Source organism: Candidatus Palauibacter sp. (assembly GCF_965213655.1).
GTDB lineage: Bacteria > Gemmatimonadota > Gemmatimonadetes > Palauibacterales > Palauibacteraceae > Palauibacter.
Genome location: NZ_CBDBZT010000003.1, coordinates 988,714 through 1,006,190 on the forward strand (window position 1 = coordinate 988,714; position 17,477 = coordinate 1,006,190).

Below are 17,477 nucleotides of genomic sequence, written 5' to 3' on the forward strand. Positions count from 1 at the left end.
CCGGGCCTGAGGTGGCCGTCAGACCGGCCGGCCGCCCGGGGCGGAGCCCTCATGTGATCAGCTTCTTCTTCTTCGCGGCCGGGAACAGGACGTTGTTGAGGATGAGCCGATAGCCGGCGGAGTGGCGATGGAGATCCAGATCCGTCGGGGCATCGCCGATCAGGTGACGGGGGTCTTCCGGATCGTGCCCCCCGAGGTACGTGAAGGTGCCTTCGCCGAAGGTCCCGTGCAGGTATTTGACGCGTCCGCGCGCCTCTTCCTCCGCGAGCACGGTGACGCCGGCCTGGAGGCGTTCCTTCCGGAACGTCGTCGTGAGGCCGTAGAAGTCGGGTAGCACGCGCCGGTGGTTCTGGGTGAGCATGGCCGGGACGGGATCGAACTTGGCGCTGAACTCGAACAGCGTGAAGCTGCCGAGGTCGACCCTCCACGGCGTGTTCACCTGGTGCCCGTCGATATCGCTGAAGGCGCTGAGGGTGGGGTCCGTCACAAGCACGGCATCGCGAAAGGCGAGCGTCTCCGCCCAGCGGAGCCTGTCGCTCGCCGCGGCGTCGAGGGGCGATCCGTCGGCGTAGGAGGCCGCAATGTCGATTCCCGCCGCCGCGAGGGCGAGTTCGAGCGTCTCCGTCGCCGTGCACATGGCGAACAGGAAACCGCCTCCCGCGACGTAGTCCCGGAGGCGGGCCGCGACGGCCTTCTTCAGGGCCGGGACGTGCGGAAACCCCAGTTCGCGCGAGATCGCTTCGTTGCGGGCGACTTCCTCCTGGAGCCAGGCCGAGGAGGCGTGCGTCAGATAGAACTTGGAATATTGTCCCGTAAAATCTTCGTGATGAAGGTGCAGCCAGTCGTAGTTCTCGAGTTCCCCGGATAGGACTTCCGGGTCCCAGATCCGCTCATAGGGGATCTCGGCGTACTCGAGCGCCATCGTCACCGCATCGTCCCACGGCGAACTGTTCGGCGGCGTGTAGACCGCGATCGTGGGCGCTTTCTCAAGCGGCACGGTTTCCATGTTCCGCGTCTCGATTTCGCGGCGGATTCTCGCCACATCCGTGCCGTCGAGCGTCTCCACGGTCACGCCCATAAGGGCGGCTCGCCGGCGGTTGGAGGGCGCGTCGGACACGAGAAAGGACCCGGCGCGGTAGTTGAGGAGCCACTCGGCCGACTGGCCCTCGGAGAGTATGCTGAACGCATATCCGTAGGCCTTGAGGTGGTTCTCCTGCTCGCGGTCCATGGGGATGAGAAGTTGTGCCCCGAGTCCTGGCGCGCCGGCGAGCGAGGCGAGGCCCGCGAACAGGAGGCAGCGCGCGGGGCGGCACTGCATGCGGCGCCGTTTCATCTCGGGCTTCATCGGTTCCCTCCATCGAGTTCGGCGAGCATCCGCCGCGCGACCGGCGCGAGGGCACTCCGCGGAAATCCCACAATGAGCTGTTCGAGCCAGGAGGCGGCCTCTTCGGGAGTGGAGGCGCGAGCCAGAGCCAGAAGAGCTGCCGGCGCTTCCGGGCTCTCCGGGTGCTGCGTGACGACCTGCCGCCGCAGGCCGCCGGCGATGCGGGTGCGCCCGGCTGCGGCCGCCGCGTCAGCGAGGAAGGCCAGCACGACAGAACGGCCGCTCGACGCGGGGCGGCCGGCCAGGTCGCGCAGTGCCGGCCCGGGATCGAACGTCCCCGGAGAGGCGAGGAGCCCGAGCGCGGCCGCTCCCGCGACCCGCATCTCCGCCGTGTCCGCCGCCTGCACCAGAGTGAGCAGCCGGAGGCGGCGCGTGCGTTCCGCCGCCCCGATCTCCGCTTCACGGACGCTGCGGCTCGCCCGCTCGCGGGCGGAGTCCTGCTGTCCCGCATACAGCGCCAGCCGGGCCGCCGCGGCGTCGAGCGGACCCGACGAGGCGACGCGAACGCGCTCACGGGCCTCGGCCACGAGCGCCTCCGCCGCCCCGAGATCGCCAGCCCGGGCGTGGCCGAGGGCGAGGTCTCCCCGCATCCCGGCCTCGGCTGCCATCGAGTCCGGATATTGGCTCACATAGCGGTCGAGCACCGAGGCCGCCTCATCCAGCGAAGCAGGGTTGAGCGCTAGCAACCCGAACAGGCGGCGCGAGGCCGATTGGTGCGGACCGTCGCCGGGGGCGCTTTCGCGCATCAGTTCCTCGAGCACCCGTTGCGCCGACGCGGTGTCCCCGGCGGCCATGGCCTGCTCGCCGGCAAGCGCGAGCCAGCGCAGACGGTCCACCGGCCGCGCGCTCAGCCCAACGAGCCGCCGGGCAGACCAGGCGACCTCGCCGGGCAACTCGGCTGCCTCCGCTTCCCGCACGTAGTCGCGCAGGAACGCGGCGGATTCGGGATCGTCCGGCACCGTTTCCGCCAGAGTCCGGGCAGCCTCGGCGCGCCCCAGCCGCAGTGCAACAATGGCCCCCGCCCGGGACGCCCCATCCCGCCGGTCGGCCAGACTCGCCCTCAACTGGTCAAAGGAATCGGGAGGGGCACGGGACCCATCGGACCCCTCGGCCTCCGCCGCCCGGAGGTCCGCCTCCACCTCCTCCACAGCCGGAGGCGTGAGGGCGAGGAGCCCGACCCAGGCCGCGGCCAGACGATCGCCGCCCCCCGAGGCGAGGAGAAGATCGGCGAAGCGCGTGAGGAGTTCCCGATCGGGCGTCGCGGCGCCGCCGAAGGTCCGGACCGCTCCCGCGGAATCCCCGACCGCAAGCTGGACATCGGCACGGGCCAGTCGCGCCGCGGAGAGTTGAGGGGCCTCCTTCAGCCAGCGGTCGCTCACGGCCAGTGCCGAATCGAGCATCCCCACCCCGGACAGCCCTCGCACCCACCACAGTCGCGCCACTTCCTCTTCCGGGGCCGCAGCCACGGCCGCCTCGGCGTAGGGCACGAGCACCGCAGCCTCACCCGACTCCAGAGCGAGTTCGCCGAGCAGCGCGAGTGCGGCCGACGAGGCGGGCGCCCGCTCCAGGTGCTCGCGCAGAGCTGCCGAGGCCTCCGCGCTCCGTCCGCTCGCTCGGAGGCGCTCGGCCCGCGCCACCGTGCGCTGCTCGGAGGCGACGGATGCCTGGCCGGCCAAAGTGGAGCCGATCGGCAACTGGGCACCGCAGACCCCCGCGAGGAGCGCGGCGACCCGCATCGTCCTGCGTGTCCTCCCCATGAGGGACCGGAGGCGCGGATGATCCACGTCAGGGCTCCCGCCGGGCTTCGGCCCCCGCCGGAGGCACGCGGTTCAACCGATCGAAGTACTCGAAGATCAACGACCGATAGAACAGGGGCAGTTCCCGGAGCAGAGCCTCCGCGGGCACCGGGTAGCGGCGGCCACGCAGCAACTCCGGATCGATCGGCGGCGGAGCCCCCGGAGGGGCCGTGGCTTCGCTCGATTCGCGCTCGTTGGGATCGAGATCCTCGTCCTCGAGCGAACGCCCCGCATCGAGCATCCGCCGGAAGAGTTGCCGCTGCCGCTCGAGCGTCTCCTGCGTCGGCCCCTGCAACTCGAGCTGCTGCGCGAGTTCGGCCGCCTCCTCCGCCAGTTCCTCGGGACGCCCCAGCAGATCGCCTTCCGGGTCCTCCAGCTCTCCGAGTTCCTCGGCGACCTGCTCCTGCTGCCGAGCGATCTCCTCGCGCCGGCGCTCCTCTCCCGATGGCCGCGGGCCGGGCATGAGCATCGCGCTCGTCTCCTGGGTCACGGCCTGCTGCTGCTGCGCGAGCTGGTTCATCTGCTCGGCCGCATCCTGGCCGGCGGATTGCTGCCCGGCGGCCCGCGCCGCCTCCTCGCTCGCCAGCAGGTGCCGGGCCAGCGAGTTGAGGGACTCCTGGATGCCCTCGACTTCCGCCCGGGACGGGAGCCGCCGCGCTCCGTCTCCGGCGAGCCGGTCCAGCAACTGATCCATGCGTTCGGCCGCCTCTCCCGCCGCCGCACCCGTCCGCTGGTCGAGCATGGCCGCTTCGTTCCCGGCCTCGGAGAGTCTCTCGACCAGATTCTCCAGCCCCTGGCGCACGGCGCCCTGCTGCGCCCGCCACGATGCCGGATCCGCTGTGTCCTCGCCTCGGGTCGCCTCCGACAGGCGGCCTTCCTCTTCGGCCAGCTCAAGGGCTTCGCTGCGCGCACGAGCCAGCGATTCGACGGCAGCCTCTCCCTGCTCCCCGCTCATCTCCTGCTGCGCCGAGCCCAGGGCACCCGCCGCCTGTTCGAGCGCCTCCGCAGCTTCCTGTGCCGACTGCCGCTCGGCCTCGCCGACCTCGCCCGGATCGCCGGACTGTGATGGCTCGGCTCCGCCCTGCGCGTCGGCCATCTTCCCGAGGGCTTCCTGCGTGCGCTCTCCGGCGGCCCGTGCCGAGTCCGCAGCCCCCTCGCGATCCGCCGCCGCGAGTTCCGCCTCCAGCTCGGCCAGGCGTTCCGCCAGCGCCTCGGCCTGTTCGACGAGCGACTCCTGGCCCTCCTGGAACGCCTCGGCGTCCGGCTCCCCGGCGACTTCCCGCTGCTCCCGCGCCAGTTCATCCGCGTTGGCCTGGGCCGACTTCATCGCCTGTTCGAAGGCGGCCTGTTCGAGCATGCCGAGTGTCTGGTCCACCTGCTCCCTGAGATTCTCGTAGTCCTCGGAGAGCTGGTCGAGCGCCTCCCGGACCGCTTCCGGGTCCAGCTCCCGCAGCGCCTCGGCGAGCGCCTCGATCTGCTCCTCGAGTCCGCTCCGGGCCAGCTCCTCGTAGCGTTCGGCGAGCCGCTGCAACTGCTCCTGCAGTGCGGGGTCGGAGAGCGGCGAGGTTTCGAGTTCATCCTGCAGGGCTTCGATCTGCTCCTCGATCCCCGCGAGCTCCTCTCCGGAGCGCTGCGCCTCGTCGAGCACGCTCCGAGCCTCTTCCGTGGCCTCGAACCGAACGTCCTCGCTGTCGTCCCCCTCCGCGTCCGTCTGCCGCGCCGCGTCGGCCGCCGCCTCGGCCAGCGCCTCCAACCTCTCTTCCAGAGCCTGCGCGTCTTCGGACAGGGCCTCGGTCTGCTCCGCGCGCTGGTCCCGAATCTCGGTGAATGTCGGGATGCGCAAGAGGAAGGTGTCGGAAAGGGCGGGGCCTCGGCCCGGGTGTCCGTCGAAGGCCTCGAAGAAGTAGAACAGGGTGTCCCCGGGGAGGAAGGACTCGGCGCTGCGGTCGAGCAGATGCCGAAACACCGCTCGCGCCGCGCCGGCCGGTTCGGGAGAGAGCGCCTCCCGCCGCTCCGCGTTCTCGCTGCCCAATCCCGAACGCCAGCTGCGAACAAAAGCCCGGCGGAGACCGATGTCATCCTCAATGTCCACGATGACCGGCATCACGCGCTCGTAGCCGAGGGTCGTGTCCGGAGCCGGGTAGAGGAGGTCGATGCGCGGCTGAAGATCGGGGACCAGCAGCACCCGGATCGGGTCGGGGACGATGGGGGCACCGAGCGAAGACTCGGCCCGCAAATGCCACGCCCAGGCGCCTGTGCGCTCGGGAACCCAGGAAACCGCGAACTGTGAACCCGCGATCTCGAGCGGGATGCGGGATGCCGCCGCGCCGGTTTCGCTCTCGCCGGGCTCCCATGAGAGGGCCCCGTCATCGAGCGGGAGGTTCGTCTCTCCGCTGAGCCGCAACCTCGTACCTTCCGGCGCCACGAGCGGCGGAATCCGGCCGCGGTAGTTCTCCGATACGCGCCCCAGATACGCCGGGAACTCAACGGTGAGCTGAAGATCCTGGACGAGAAGCGGCTCGAGGGGACGGACACGAAGCGTGTCGCTCGAAAAGCCGGCCCGGTCTTCGACCCACACGGCCGTGGGAGAGATGACAGGCCCCGTGCGGCCTTCCGCCGAACCCGCCACCGATACCCCCAGGGCAACGCGCTCCGGCGCCCGGCCGGCGGCGCGCCACACCAGATCGACGCGATCGCGCCCCACAGCCGAGATGGACACCACCGCCGCATCTCCTCGCGGCACGCCGGCCGCGCCGGTCAGGCCGAGCGGCGGGAGCGGTGCCGGAAAGGCGGTCCGCCACGGCGCCCCCAGCGCCGCAGCGGCGGAGAAGGTGGGCTGAGGGCGCACCAGAGCGGCCGTCGAGATCGCGATCAGCGTGAGAACCACGGCGAGGCCCGCGCGACGAATCCGCCGCTGCCACCCCGGGCCGGTGACCGGCAGAAGCCCTCGCGGCGCGCCCCCGCCCAGCGCCTCGGATACGCGTGCCCGGTGCAGAGCGGCGAGCCCGGCACCCTCGGTCTTCCCTGCCCTCCCCAATTCAATCGCCGAGCGGACATCGCCGGCTCCCAGTCCGGCCGCGGCGTCCGCCTCCTCGGCCACCGTATGCGGGCGTAGCGCGCGCCAGACGCGGCGCACAACCCACACCAGCCCGGCGAAGCCGGCCCACAGCACGAATGCGAGGGCCAGCGGGACGAGGGAGCCACGGCCCTCCCGGGCGGAAGCCGGGAGGAAGGAAAGGAGGAGGATCAGCGCTCCGCCCAGCGCAATGGCCGAAGCGGCGGCCGTCCCTGCGGCGCGCGCTCGGGCAGCCGCGCAGGCGGCGGCCAGCCGTTCAAAGCCGAATCCGTCACTCATTCCGAGGGCGCCTCTTGGACCTGCAAGCTCACGCGATAGGCCTCGTTCCGGCTCAGTCCAAACTCCGTAGCCAGGCGGTCGGCTATCTCGCGCCGCCGCAGGCCGTCGCGCGACCAATGTCGCGCCTCTTCCATCAGGACCGCCAGATCGGGTGCTTCGTTGCCTGCCTCGCCCCGCCCGAAGACGATCGTCACCTCACCCTTGAGCGCGCGCGTCGCGAAGGCCGACGCCAACTCGCGCACGGACCCAACCGTCGTCTCCTCGTGCAGTTTCGTCAGTTCCCGGCAAACGACGGCGGCCCTCTCGCCCAGGCCCGATTCGGTCAACTCGTCGAGGAGAGTGCCCACCCGCCCCGGCGCCTCGAAGGCGACCGCCGTGTCCACGCATGAGCGGAGGTCGTCGATCCAGGCGGAGCGTTCGCCACCGCGCCGGGGAGCGAAGCCGAGAAAGAGGAACCGGTCCGCCGGAAAGCCGGAGACCGAGAGCGCGGCCAGCACGGCCGAGGGGCCGGGGACTGGAAGCACTTCATGTCCCGCGTCGCGGGCGGCCGCCACCACCCGATAGCCCGGGTCCGACACGGTTGGCGTTCCCGCGTCTGACACGAGGGCGGCGGAGCGTCCCGTGGCGAGAGCCGCGAGCAACTCCTCCACCCTCGCGCGCTCGTTGTGCATGTGTAGCGACCGCAGCGGGATGTTCGCCTCCAGCCGCGCCAGCAGCATGCCCGTACGACGCGTGTCTTCCGCGTAGCACACGTCGACCGAGCGCAGAACCCGGACCGCCCGCCGCGGCATGTCGTCCAGATTGCCGATCGGCGTCCCGACCACGTAGAGCGTTCCCGTCACGACGCGCGTCCTCGTCTCCCGTTCACCGCCGGATGCGCCCGCGCCCCCCGAAGCCAGCGGGCCGGGGGGCGCGGAATCGGCGGGCTGGCGGCAACGCCCCTCAGGAGTGTTCGCGGATCTTCCTCTCCAGAGAATCCCTGGGGTGGGCTCCCACCAGGGTGTCCACGACCTCTCCGTCCCTGAAGAAGATGATGCTCGGGATCGAGCGCACGTTGAAGCGGAACGCGGTTTGCGGGTTCGCGTCCACGTCCAGTTTCCCGATCGTGACCCGACCCGAATACTCCTGCGCGAGTTCGTCGACGATCGGTCCGACGAGGCGGCACGGCCCGCACCACTCCGCCCAGAAATCCACCATCGCCAGACCATCCGCACCTTCTATCTCGTCCGCGAAATTCGCATCCGTGATCTCGAGCGGCCCTCCGTTCGTGGCCTCAGTCATCTAAATCTCCCTTTCGTGGCGCCCCGCCCGGCCCGACCGGGAGGAGCGGCTTCATTCTCACTGGCTCCGGTGCCGGGGCCGGAATACGTTCCCGCGCGCGGGCTTCGGTGAGGTGTCGTACCCCGGCGCCGCCGACCGTGTTCTCAATCTCCCAAGGAACGCTAAAGGGTCTTCGGCCTCAGTGAACCAAGACAACCGTACCCCGGGCGCGCCCATTATCGACCACGTGGGAATCGCGGTCAACTCGCTGCCGGAAGCCGTTAGGCAGTGGTCCGCCATCCTCGGCCAGCCGCCCTCCGGAGAGGAAACCGTTCCCTCGGAGGGCATTCGGGCCACCTTCTTCGGCGAGGGGCCCGCGCGGATCGAGCTGATCGCTCCCCTGACCCCGGAATCGCCCATCGCCCGCTTCCTCGACCGACGCGGCCCCGGCATTCACCACGTCTGCGTCCGCGTCGACGATCTCGAGGCCGCCCTCGCGGAAGCCGAAGCGGCCGGTGCGCAAGCGATACCGCCGCGGGTCCGCCGCGGCTCCGGCGGCGCCCGCATTGCCTTTCTGCATCCGCGCTCGCTGAAGGGAGTGCTCCTGGAGATGCGGGAGGATCCCGGGCGCGGGTGATCCGGGAGTCGGAGCCCCACGCCGGCGCCCCGCGGCGCCCGCACCGCCCCGCACCGGAGTTCTCCGTCATCGTGCCCACGCTCGATGAGGAAGCCCTGCTCGGGGAGACGCTGCGGCGGGCAAAGTCCGTTCTCGGACCGGGGACGGAGGTCATCGTGGTCGACGGAGGCAGCCGGGATCGTACGACGGGGATCGCGGCAGACCATGGCCGGGTTCTGTCGACCCGTAGCAACCGCGGCGCCCAGCTCGCCGCCGGGGCGCGGGCCGCGACCGGAGAGATTTTCATCTTTCTGCATGCGGACACATGGCTTCCGGCAGGCGCCCAGGCAGCCATCCGCGCCGTCGTTCGTGCAGGCGCGGGGGCAGGCTGCTTCCGCTTCGCCATCCATCCCCGTGCGCACCGCTGGCGCTACGGTCTGCTCGAGCGGGGCGTAAACTGGCGGACGCGCCTGTTCAACACCGCCACGGGGGACCAGGCGCTCTTCGCCACGCGGGACGCCTACGACGCCTGCGGCGGTTTCACGGATTTTCCCCTGTTCGAGGACGTGACCTTCGTTCGGGCCGTGCGGCGGGTGGCCCGCTTTCACCTCCTGCCGCTCGCCGTCCGCACCTCGAGTCGGCGGTGGGAAGCGGGGTTCCTGCGCACAGTCGTCAAGCACTGGGCCTTACGCGCCGCCTTCCTCGCAGGCGCGGACCCGCGGCATCTGCGCCGCTACCACGAACGCCCGCCGGGGATCACGGAGCCCTGAGGCCCTCCGTCACGATGCGCTCTACGAACCAGCGGTCCCCCTGCGAAGTGACGATGAACGGGAGGCTCACATCCCCGTTGCGCGTGCCGGCGAGGTCGACCATCCAGCGCGAAGCTCCGCCGGCTTCGGAGACGGGATTCGAACGCAGTCCGTAAGCTCGCGGCGCGAGCAGGCTCGCCAACACGAACATCCTCCGTTCCGTCTCGACCCGCCCCCAGCGACGTTCTGCCGGGCCTTCGGCCGTCCCGAACAGCCGGGCCATGGCGGGGTAGTCCCGCAACCGCGCGGCATCGAGGAAGCGCCCGATGGCCACCTCTGCAGACTCGGCCCCGTACCGGTCGCCCCCATCCACCGCCGCGAGGTCTCCGCCGCGTGCGGCACAGCCGACGGCGGCGACACCCGCCAGGGCGCCGACCAGGACCCAGGCCGGCCCCCGGACACTCTTCAAGACAGCTGCCCTCATTCCCCTTCCTCCGGTGTATCGGATCTCCCCAACGGCACGAAGCGCAGTCCGTCGCCGTCGGCGTCGATGTCCACGCGCAGGGCGTCCCCCTCGCTGAAGCGTCCCTCCAGGAAGGCCATCGCGAGCGGGTTCGCGATCAAGCGCTGAATCGCGCGCTTGAGCGGACGTGCCCCGAAGGCGGGGTCGTACCCGATCTCCGCGATCCTTCGCCGGGCCGGGTCGCTGACCTCGATCCGGATTTCGCGCTCCGCCAGCATGCCGGCCACCCGCTCTACCTGCATCCCGACGATCGACTCGAGATGCTCGCGGCTCAGCGGCTGGAAGACGAGGATCTCATCCACCCGGTTGAGGAACTCCGGCTTGAAGCGGCCGCGCAGCGCGTTCTCGACCTCCGCCTCCGTTCCGGCCCACGACTCGCCGGCCTCGGAACGAGCGAGGATTGTGGAGCTTCCGATGTTGCTCGTCATGATCAGCACGGCGTTACGGAAATCTACGGTTCGCCCGCGGCCATCCGTCAACCGGCCATCATCGAGGATCTGGAGAAGGACGTTGAAGACCTCCGGGTGGGCCTTCTCGATCTCGTCGAAGAGCACGACCGTATAGGGACGCCGCCGCACGGCCTCGGTGAGCTGCCCGCCTTCCTCGTAGCCGACGTATCCGGGAGGTGCTCCGATGAGGCGTGATACCGCGTGCCGCTCCATGTACTCGGACATGTCGATCCGGACCATGGCCGACTCCTCGTCGAAGAGGAACTCGGCGAGCGCCCTCGCCGTCTCCGTCTTCCCGACACCGGTGGGGCCGAGGAACATGAAGCTTCCGATCGGGCGGTTCGGGTCCTGGAGCCCTGCGCGGCTCCGCCGCACGGCATCCGACACCGCCGTGATGGCGTGCGACTGGTTCACCACGCGCCGATGCAGGTGGTCCTCCAGCGTGGCGAGGCGGTCCTTCTCGTCCTCGAGCATCCGGGCGACCGGAATCCCGGTCCAGATCGCCACGACCTCGGCGATCTCGCCGGATCCAACCTCCTCGTTCAGGAAGGAGCCCTCGTCCTGGATCTCCTTCAGCTTCGCTTCCGCGGCGAGGAGTTCGGCCCGCAGCTTCGGCAGCTCCCCGTGCAGGATCTCGGCAGCGCGCTGGTGGTCCACGCGCCGCTGGGCCTGCTGTGCCTCCACGCCGAGCTCCTCGATCTCGCGCTTGAACCGCTGGACCGTCTCGATGGTGTCCTTCTCTCGGATCCAGCGCGCATTCAGGCCCGCGAGGGACTCGCGCCCCGCCGCGAGTTCGCCTTCGAGTTCCTCGAGTCGCCCCCGGCTCCGGGCGTCGTCCTCTTCCCGCAACGCCTCACGCTCGATCTCCAGTTGCGTCACCCTTCGGTCCAGCTCGTCGATCTCCTCCGGCATGGAGTCGATTTCGATGCGGAGCCGGGACGCGGCCTCGTCCACGAGGTCGATTGCCTTGTCGGGCAGGAAGCGGTCGCCGATGTAACGGTCCGACAGACGCGCGGCGCTCACGAGGGCCGGGTCCGTGATCCGTACCCCGTGGTGCACCTCGTAGCGCTCCTTGAGTCCGCGCAGGATGGCCACCGTGTCGTCCACGCCGGGTTCGCCGACGAGAACCGGCTGGAACCGCCGCTCGAGCGCCGGGTCCTTCTCGATATGCAACCGGTACTCGTCGAGCGTCGTCGCTCCCACCATGCGGAGCTGGCCCCGTGCCAGGGCGGGCTTGAGCATGTTGCCCGCGTCCACCGCGCCCTCGGCCGCCCCGGCACCCACCACGGTGTGGAGTTCGTCGAGGAAGATGACATAGCGACCGCCGGATTCCGTGATCTCCTTCAATGTTGCCTTCAGGCGTTCCTCGAACTCGCCGCGGTACTTCGCGCCCGCCAGCATCGAGCCGATGTCCAGCTGCACGAGCTGCTTGTTGCGCAGGGACTCGGGGATGTCGCCGGCGACGATGCGCTGCGCGAGGCCTTCGGCGATCGCGGTTTTCCCCACGCCCGGGTCGCCGATGAGCACCGGGTTGTTCTTCCTCCGCCGCGACAGGACCTGCATGACGCGGCGGATCTCGGCGTCCCGGCCGATGACCGGATCAAGCTTCCCGGCGCGGGCCTCGGCCGTGAGATCGACCCCGTATCGCTCGAGGGCGCGATACTTCCCCTCCGGATCCTGATCCGTTACGCGATGCGGCCCCCGGACGTTCTCCACCGCTCGGCGCGCCGCTTCCGGACCTGCCCCGGCCTTCCGCAGCAACGGGCCGGTCGTGGAGGCCTTCTTCCCCGCGAGGGCGAGGAGGAGGTGTTCGGTCGTCACGTACGAGTCGCCCATCTCCCCCGCGAGCGCGTCGGCGTCGTCGAGGACGCGGTCGAGTTCGCGGCTGGGCGTCGGGGAGGCTCCGCTCTGCCTCGGCAGGCGGCGGACAGCGTCGTCCAGCCGCGCCTCCAGTTCCGGGAGATCGATACCTGTCGTCTGCAGGACCGGTACGATGACGCCCCCCTCCTGGGCGAGCAGCGCCGCGAGCAGATGCACGTCCTCGACGGCGGGGTTGTCGCCCCGGCGTGCGGCGAGCGCCGCCTCGGCCAGAGCCTCGCGGGCCTTCAGCGTGAGTCTGTCGGTCGGGATCATCGTCTATCCACCGCTCCTGGGTCCGTTCATGAGCCTTCACGCGGGACCGCCGCCCTCGGCGTGCGGCCTCCCCGTTTCAAGAGCAATCCGCGTGCCCCCTCCCGTGCATGTATCGTCAGGCAGAATCCGCCGGAACGGCGGGGGGCCGCCGATCAGGCGGTGACGCGGGCGGTCCGCCGCCTCGACATGGTGCCACTTCGGCAGGGGTTCCCGTGTTGACCCCTGCCGGACCCGCGACTAGCGTCCCTTCGGTCGACCCCGCCGCACGAGGATTCGATCGTCTCCCGAGTCGGCCCCGGGACAATCTGGAGAGATGACCATGTCGGACCCAGCAGCCGGCGCCTCGGAATCGGGCTCCCACAAGCCGTACATCCCCGCCTCGCAATCGCTGCCCGAAATCACGGGAAAGGCGATCGTCCTCGGCATCCTCCTCTCCGCCGTGCTCTCGGGGGCCAACGCCTATCTGGGCCTCAAGGTGGGGCTCACCGTATCCGCGTCGATCCCGGCCGCCGTGATCTCGATGGCGATCCTGAGGATGTTCCGCGAGCACAATATCCTCGAGAACAACATCGTCCAGACGGCCGCGTCAGCGGGCGAGTCGCTCGCGGCCGGCGTGATCTTCACCCTGCCGGCCCTCATCCTTCTGCGCCACTGGGCGGGATTTCCGTTCCTGCCCACGATGGGGATCGCGCTCTGCGGCGGGATCCTCGGAGTCCTCTTCACCATACCGCTCAGACGGGCGCTCATCGTCGAAGCGGACCTTCGCTTCCCGGAGGGCGTGGCGACGGCGGAAGTGCTGAAGGCCGGGGCCAGCGGCGGTGCCGGGGCAAAGCTGATCGCATTCGGGGGCGTGGCCGCCGCGTTGCTGAAGTTCTCGCAGACCGGCCTCAAGATCGCGGGCTCCTCCGTTGAGCACGGCCTTACGGTCGGCCGATCGGTGTTCGGTGTCGGAAGCGACCTTTCCCCCGCCCTGCTCGGCGTCGGATATATCGTCGGACCGCGCGTCGGCAGCCTCGTGCTCGCGGGCGGCGCGATATCCTGGCTCGCGGGGATCCCCATCTACATGGCGGTCACCGACCCGCAGGTGGTGGCCGGCATCACGGGGGACGCGAGCGGGTACGATGCCGCCGCCGCGATCTGGAGCGCGCAGATCCGCTTCATGGGCGTGGGCGCCATGGTCGTGGGCGGCGTATGGGCGCTCGTTTCGCTCCTGGGCCACGTGAGGGATGGCGTGCGGTCCTCCATCGAGGCGCTCCGGGCCTCCAGGGCGGCGGAGGGCGGGCCGGAGATCCCGCGTACCGAGCGGGACATGCCGATCAACATGGTCGGGATTGGGACCGCGGCACTCGCGGTGCCGATCCTCGCGGTGTTCGTGCTGGTCATCGACCGCGGCGCGCTCTCGATCACGCCCGGGCTGTACTGGCTCGTGCTCGGGCTAGGGACGGTATTCGCTCTCCTGGCGGGATTCCTCTTCGCCTCGGTCGCGGGCTACATGGCGGGCCTCGTAGGCTCCTCGAACAACCCGATCTCGGGCGTGACGATTGCGACGATCCCCACGATCTCCCTCATCCTCTACCTCCTCCTTGGATTGCAGATCGATTTCACGATCTCGGGGGGCCAGGCGCTCTCGGCGGCCGCGACCGCCATCCTCGTGGGAGCGGTGGTCGCCTGCGCCGCGGCGATTGCGGGCGACAACATGCAGGACCTGAAAGCGGGTCGGCTCGTCGGCGCCACGCCGCGGCAGCAGCAGATCATGCAGCTCATCGGCGTCACCGCCGCCGCGCTCGTCATCGCGCCGATCCTCGGTCTCCTGTTCGAGGCCTACGGGCTCGGAGGTGTCCTGCCGCGCGAGGGGATGGATCCGGACGAGATGCTGCAAGCGCCGCAGGCCACGCTCATGGCCTCCGTCGCCGATGGCGTCTTTTCGCGCAATCTCCCGTGGGGGATGATCGGGATCGGGGCAGCTGATCGCGGCGGGCGTCATCGCCTTGGACCAGGTCCTCAAGGCGCGCGGCTCCAGCCTGCGGATTCCGGTCCTCGCGGTCGCGGTCGGGATCTACCTGCCCATCGAACTCGAGGTCCCGATCTTCGTGGGCGGGGTCGTGGCGTGGCTGGTGGGCCGGGCCGTGCGGCGCGGCGGCGGCGACAACGGGGCTGTCGAGCAGGCGAACCACCGCGGCCTCCTCATCTCTTCCGGGCTCATCACGGGAGAGGCGCTCGTCGGGATTTTCCTCGCGATCCCGTTTGCGGCCGCGCAGAGCACCGATGTACTGAACGTCGCGCCCGAGGGATTCGATACGGCCGCGAGCTGGATCGGCGCCGCGGTCGTGGTCGGATTCATATTGTGGCTGTACCGCGCCTCCCTCCGGTCTTCCGAATGAAGCGCCCGTGCGGAGACGGAACCATCCTGAGGTTCAGTCTGGTCGTCGCGTGCCTCGTGGGCGCCGGCTGCGGCGGATCCGGCGTCAGCCTGGACGAGGGCACGTACGTCCAGGTCATGGCGAAGCTCAGCTGGGCGCGGGCGAAGTATGCGAGCACCGCGGAGGGCGATTCGGTGCGGGTCGCGACGCTCGATGAGCATGGGGTGACCGGACAGCAACTCGAGGAGTTCGCCGCCCGGTTCGGCGATGACCCCCGACGCATGCACCGCCTGTGGGAAGCGATTCGACTCGAGGTGGACGTGCTCGACGGCGTTCCGCGCCCGGAATCGCAGGCGGACGTGACGGACGCGGAGAGGCACGAGGGCCGTTGACGGTGCCGAACCTCCTTGCCGCGCCAGGCCGGTCCGCCCGGGCCGCGGCGCTGCATGCCGGAAGGGCCGGCATGCTCGGCGTCGCGACGCTCCGCGCGCTCGTCCATCCGCGCCGGTACGCGCTGGAGACGATCCAGCACGCGAAATTCATCGGCCTCGACAGCCTCCCCCTGGTGCTGCTGATGGGCGCCCTCTCGGGTGCGGTCATGGCCCAGCAGACCATGTACCAACTCTCCCCCGGACTTCCGAGGGAGATCGTCGCGGGCGGCGTGGTGGGCGGCATGCTCACGGAACTGGGGCCCGTGCTGACGGCGGTCGTGCTCGCCGGGCGCGTCGGGGCGGCCATCGGGGCCGAACTCGGCACGATGAAGGTCACGAATCAGATCGATGCGCTGCTGACCATGGGCCGGGATCCCGTCGTGGAGCTCGTGGTCCCGCGGGTCGTGGCGGGAACCCTCATTCTGGTCCCGCTCGTCATGCTCGCCAACGCGATGGGGATCTTCAGCGGCTATGTGACTTCGGTCGGCATCCTCGGGCTGAGCACGGGCGAGTATGTGGACGGAGCCAAGGGCTATTACCATCACGGCGCGCTGATCTTCTCGCTCGTGAAAGCCGTCGCGTACGGATTCGCGATCACCTTCATCTCGAGCCACGTGGGATTGCGCGCGAGCGGCGGAGCGGCGGGTGTCGGCCGCACGGCGACGCGGGCGGTCGTCGCCATCATTGTGTCGATCATGGTCCTGGATACCGTACTCGGGCCGGTGTACAAGACGCTCACGTGATCAGGATCATCGGTGTGCACAAGCGGCTCGGGGGGCGTCCCGTCCTGAGCGGCGTGGACCTCGATGTGCGGGAAGGCGAAACCCTTGCCATCATGGGGCCGTCAGGGACGGGGAAGAGCGTCCTCCTCAAGCACATCGTCGGCCTCTTCGACCCGGACCGCGGAGACATCGTCGTCGACGGGATCTCGGTACCGTCGGCCAACCGGGCCGAGATAGCCGCCGTTCGCACCAGGACCGCCTACGTGTTCCAGAATTCCGCCCTCTTCGACTCCATGACGGTACGCGGGAACCTGTTGATGGGTCTCCCTCCCGGTTTCTGCCGCGGCCGTGCGGCCAGGTGCGAGGAACTGGTCCGGACCGCGCTCGATCACGTGAACCTGGAGCCGGAGGTGCTAACGCTCCTGCCGGCCGAACTCTCCGGCGGCATGCAGCGGCGGGTCGCCATCGCGCGGGCGATCATCGGGAAGCGTCGCTACGTCCTGTACGACGAACCGACGACGGGACTCGACCCGGTCAACGCCACCCGTATCAACCGCTTGATCGCGCGCGTGAGCGAGGAGGTCGATGCGACCAGCATCGTCGTGACCCACGACCTCGAGTCGGCCTTCTTCCTGGCCGACCGCATCGCCCTCCTGTCGGACGGAGTCGTCGCGGCGGAGGGAACTCCGCAACAGCTGCGCGAAACGGACAACCGGGCGGTGCGCGAGTTCCTCGACGCGGCGCCCACGCGGGGTCACGGGTGAGGGATCCGGGACTGCGGGACCGGGGCGTCGAGGTCCGCGTCGGCGCGTTCGTCATCCTGGCGGCGGTCGTGATCGTGGCCGGCCTGTTCTGGATTTCGGGCTCGCCCTTTCGCGGCCCCACGATCCGCGTGTGGGGGATCGCGGCGAACGCGAACCGGATCGCTACCGCGTCGCCGGTCCTCCTGCGCGGCGTGGAGGTCGGCACCGTGGACGAGGTCACGCTCGAAGCGGAGCGCGTCGTGCTCGCGATGACGTTGTCTGCGCGCGTCGGGCTGCCGGCGGATACGAAGGGCACCATCCAGCCGGACGGATTCCTGGGCCAGCAGCTCGTTGAACTTGTGCCGGGGATGAGTGCCCGGACGCTGGCCGAGGGAGACACGCTCGCCCTGGACCGCCGATCCGACCTCACGTCGCTGGCCTCGACCCTCGGGGACGAGGTAGGCTCCCTGATCGGGGAGCTGGAATCGATGCTCGGCAGCGGCCTGGCCGATAATGTCGCCTCGGGATCGGAAGCCTTCACGACGGCGATGCGGGAACTCGCGGGGATCCTCGAGACGGAGCGCGCCTCGATCGGCAACCTGCTCGCCAACATGGACACCCTGTCCCATCGGCTGGCGGGGATGTCGGGGTCGGAGGAAGTCGACCGCACGCTGGCCAATCTCGACACGCTGTCGTCGCGCCTCGCCGCTGCCAGCGCGGATTTCTCGGCCACCGGCCGATCCCTCGCCGAGATCACGCGGGGGCTGGAGGGCGGAGAGGGAACGCTCGGCAAACTCCTGCAGGAAGACACGGTCCACGATGAACTGCTGGAGACGCTGGGGCAGCTGCGCGCCGCCGGCGAGGAACTCGCCCTCCTGCTGCGGGACGTGCGGGAACGGCCGGATCGTTACCTGACCGACCTCAAGGTTTCGGTCTTCTAGCGTAGTGTCGGGCCT

The 17,477-nt window shown here is 70.0% G+C and carries 13 protein-coding genes and 1 pseudogene; 7 read left to right on the forward strand and 7 right to left on the reverse strand.

Annotated features, from left to right (window positions below; genetic code table 11):
* Window positions 1–49 precede the first annotated feature (49 nt).
* The 5 genes from ACOOGH_RS06635 to trxA form a co-directional block, all read right to left on the reverse strand.
* Entirely contained in the window at window positions 50–1,345 is a 1,296-nt protein-coding gene (locus ACOOGH_RS06635) for an asparagine synthetase B (protein ID WP_420448171.1), read from the reverse strand.
* Window positions 1,342–3,120, reverse strand: a complete 1,779-nt coding sequence (locus tag ACOOGH_RS06640; protein ID WP_420448172.1) for a hypothetical protein — start codon at window positions 3,118–3,120, stop codon at window positions 1,342–1,344. The genes ACOOGH_RS06635 and ACOOGH_RS06640 overlap by 4 nt, the downstream gene beginning before the upstream one ends.
* 49 nt (window positions 3,121–3,169) lie before the next feature.
* Window positions 3,170–6,535 (reverse strand): hypothetical protein, encoded by a 3,366-nt coding sequence (locus ACOOGH_RS06645; RefSeq protein ID WP_420448173.1) that lies wholly within the window; start codon window positions 6,533–6,535, stop codon window positions 3,170–3,172.
* Window positions 6,532–7,377, reverse strand: coding sequence for a 16S rRNA (cytidine(1402)-2'-O)-methyltransferase (gene rsmI / locus ACOOGH_RS06650; RefSeq protein WP_420448174.1), 846 nt, complete (start codon window positions 7,375–7,377; stop codon window positions 6,532–6,534). Before rsmI ends, ACOOGH_RS06645 begins: the two co-directional genes overlap by 4 nt.
* A gap of 100 nt (window positions 7,378–7,477) precedes the next feature.
* Window positions 7,478–7,816, reverse strand: coding sequence for a thioredoxin (trxA, locus tag ACOOGH_RS06655; RefSeq protein ID WP_420448175.1), 339 nt, complete (start codon window positions 7,814–7,816; stop codon window positions 7,478–7,480).
* 226 nt (window positions 7,817–8,042) lie between these two features.
* On the opposite strand from trxA, the gene mce reads away from it, so the two are divergent.
* Together mce and ACOOGH_RS06665 are read left to right on the forward strand one after the other, a co-directional pair.
* Entirely contained in the window at window positions 8,043–8,432 is a 390-nt protein-coding gene (gene mce / locus ACOOGH_RS06660) for a methylmalonyl-CoA epimerase (protein ID WP_420448176.1), read from the forward strand.
* Window positions 8,429–9,181 carry a TIGR04283 family arsenosugar biosynthesis glycosyltransferase gene (locus ACOOGH_RS06665; protein ID WP_420448177.1) on the forward strand — a complete coding sequence of 251 codons (753 nt, stop codon included), beginning with the start codon at window positions 8,429–8,431 and terminating at the stop codon, window positions 9,179–9,181. Before mce ends, ACOOGH_RS06665 begins: the two co-directional genes overlap by 4 nt.
* On the opposite strand, the gene ACOOGH_RS06670 is transcribed toward ACOOGH_RS06665, so the two are convergent.
* Together ACOOGH_RS06670 and clpB are read right to left on the reverse strand one after the other, a co-directional pair.
* On the reverse strand, window positions 9,168–9,644 hold the full coding sequence (locus ACOOGH_RS06670) for a hypothetical protein (RefSeq protein WP_420448178.1): 477 nt from the start codon (window positions 9,642–9,644) through the stop codon (window positions 9,168–9,170). The genes ACOOGH_RS06665 and ACOOGH_RS06670 overlap by 14 nt on opposite strands.
* Entirely contained in the window at window positions 9,641–12,265 is a 2,625-nt protein-coding gene (gene clpB, locus ACOOGH_RS06675; protein WP_420448179.1) for an ATP-dependent chaperone ClpB, read from the reverse strand. Before clpB ends, ACOOGH_RS06670 begins: the two co-directional genes overlap by 4 nt.
* 319 nt (window positions 12,266–12,584) lie before the next feature.
* Here clpB and ACOOGH_RS06680 point away from each other — a divergent pair.
* The 5 genes and pseudogenes from ACOOGH_RS06680 to ACOOGH_RS06700 all read left to right on the forward strand — a co-directional run.
* Window positions 12,585–14,171: pseudogene (locus tag ACOOGH_RS06680) on the forward strand (OPT family oligopeptide transporter); the annotation flags it as partial.
* 82 nt (window positions 14,172–14,253) lie between these two features.
* Window positions 14,254–14,646 (forward strand): OPT/YSL family transporter, encoded by a 393-nt coding sequence (locus tag ACOOGH_RS06685; protein ID WP_420450082.1) that lies wholly within the window; start codon window positions 14,254–14,256, stop codon window positions 14,644–14,646.
* A 373-nt stretch (window positions 14,647–15,019) separates the two neighbouring features.
* Window positions 15,020–15,799 (forward strand): MlaE family ABC transporter permease, encoded by a 780-nt coding sequence (locus ACOOGH_RS06690; RefSeq protein ID WP_420450083.1) that lies wholly within the window; start codon window positions 15,020–15,022, stop codon window positions 15,797–15,799.
* Complete coding sequence (locus ACOOGH_RS06695) at window positions 15,796–16,542, forward strand: ABC transporter ATP-binding protein (protein ID WP_420448180.1); 747 nt, start codon at window positions 15,796–15,798, stop codon at window positions 16,540–16,542. The genes ACOOGH_RS06690 and ACOOGH_RS06695 overlap by 4 nt, the downstream gene beginning before the upstream one ends.
* Window positions 16,539–17,462, forward strand: a complete 924-nt coding sequence (locus ACOOGH_RS06700) for an MlaD family protein (protein ID WP_420448181.1) — start codon at window positions 16,539–16,541, stop codon at window positions 17,460–17,462. The genes ACOOGH_RS06695 and ACOOGH_RS06700 overlap by 4 nt, the downstream gene beginning before the upstream one ends.
* The last annotated feature ends 15 nt before the right edge of the window (window positions 17,463–17,477 follow it).

Bases quoted from the DNA above. Each gene is read 5' to 3' on its own strand.
- ACOOGH_RS06635 (WP_420448171.1), bottom strand. From the start codon at position 1,345: ATGAAGCCCGAGATGAAACGGCGCCGCATGCAGTGCCGCCCCGCGCGC.
- ACOOGH_RS06645 (WP_420448173.1), bottom strand. From the start codon at position 6,535: ATGAGTGACGGATTCGGCTTTGAACGGCTGGCCGCCGCCTGCGCGGCT.
- trxA (WP_420448175.1), bottom strand. From the start codon at position 7,816: ATGACTGAGGCCACGAACGGAGGGCCGCTCGAGATCACGGATGCGAAT.
- ACOOGH_RS06670 (WP_420448178.1), bottom strand. From the start codon at position 9,644: ATGAGGGCAGCTGTCTTGAAGAGTGTCCGGGGGCCGGCCTGGGTCCTG.
- ACOOGH_RS06640 (WP_420448172.1), bottom strand. From the start codon at position 3,120: ATGCGGGTCGCCGCGCTCCTCGCGGGGGTCTGCGGTGCCCAGTTGCCG.
- clpB (WP_420448179.1), bottom strand. From the start codon at position 12,265: ATGATCCCGACCGACAGACTCACGCTGAAGGCCCGCGAGGCTCTGGCC.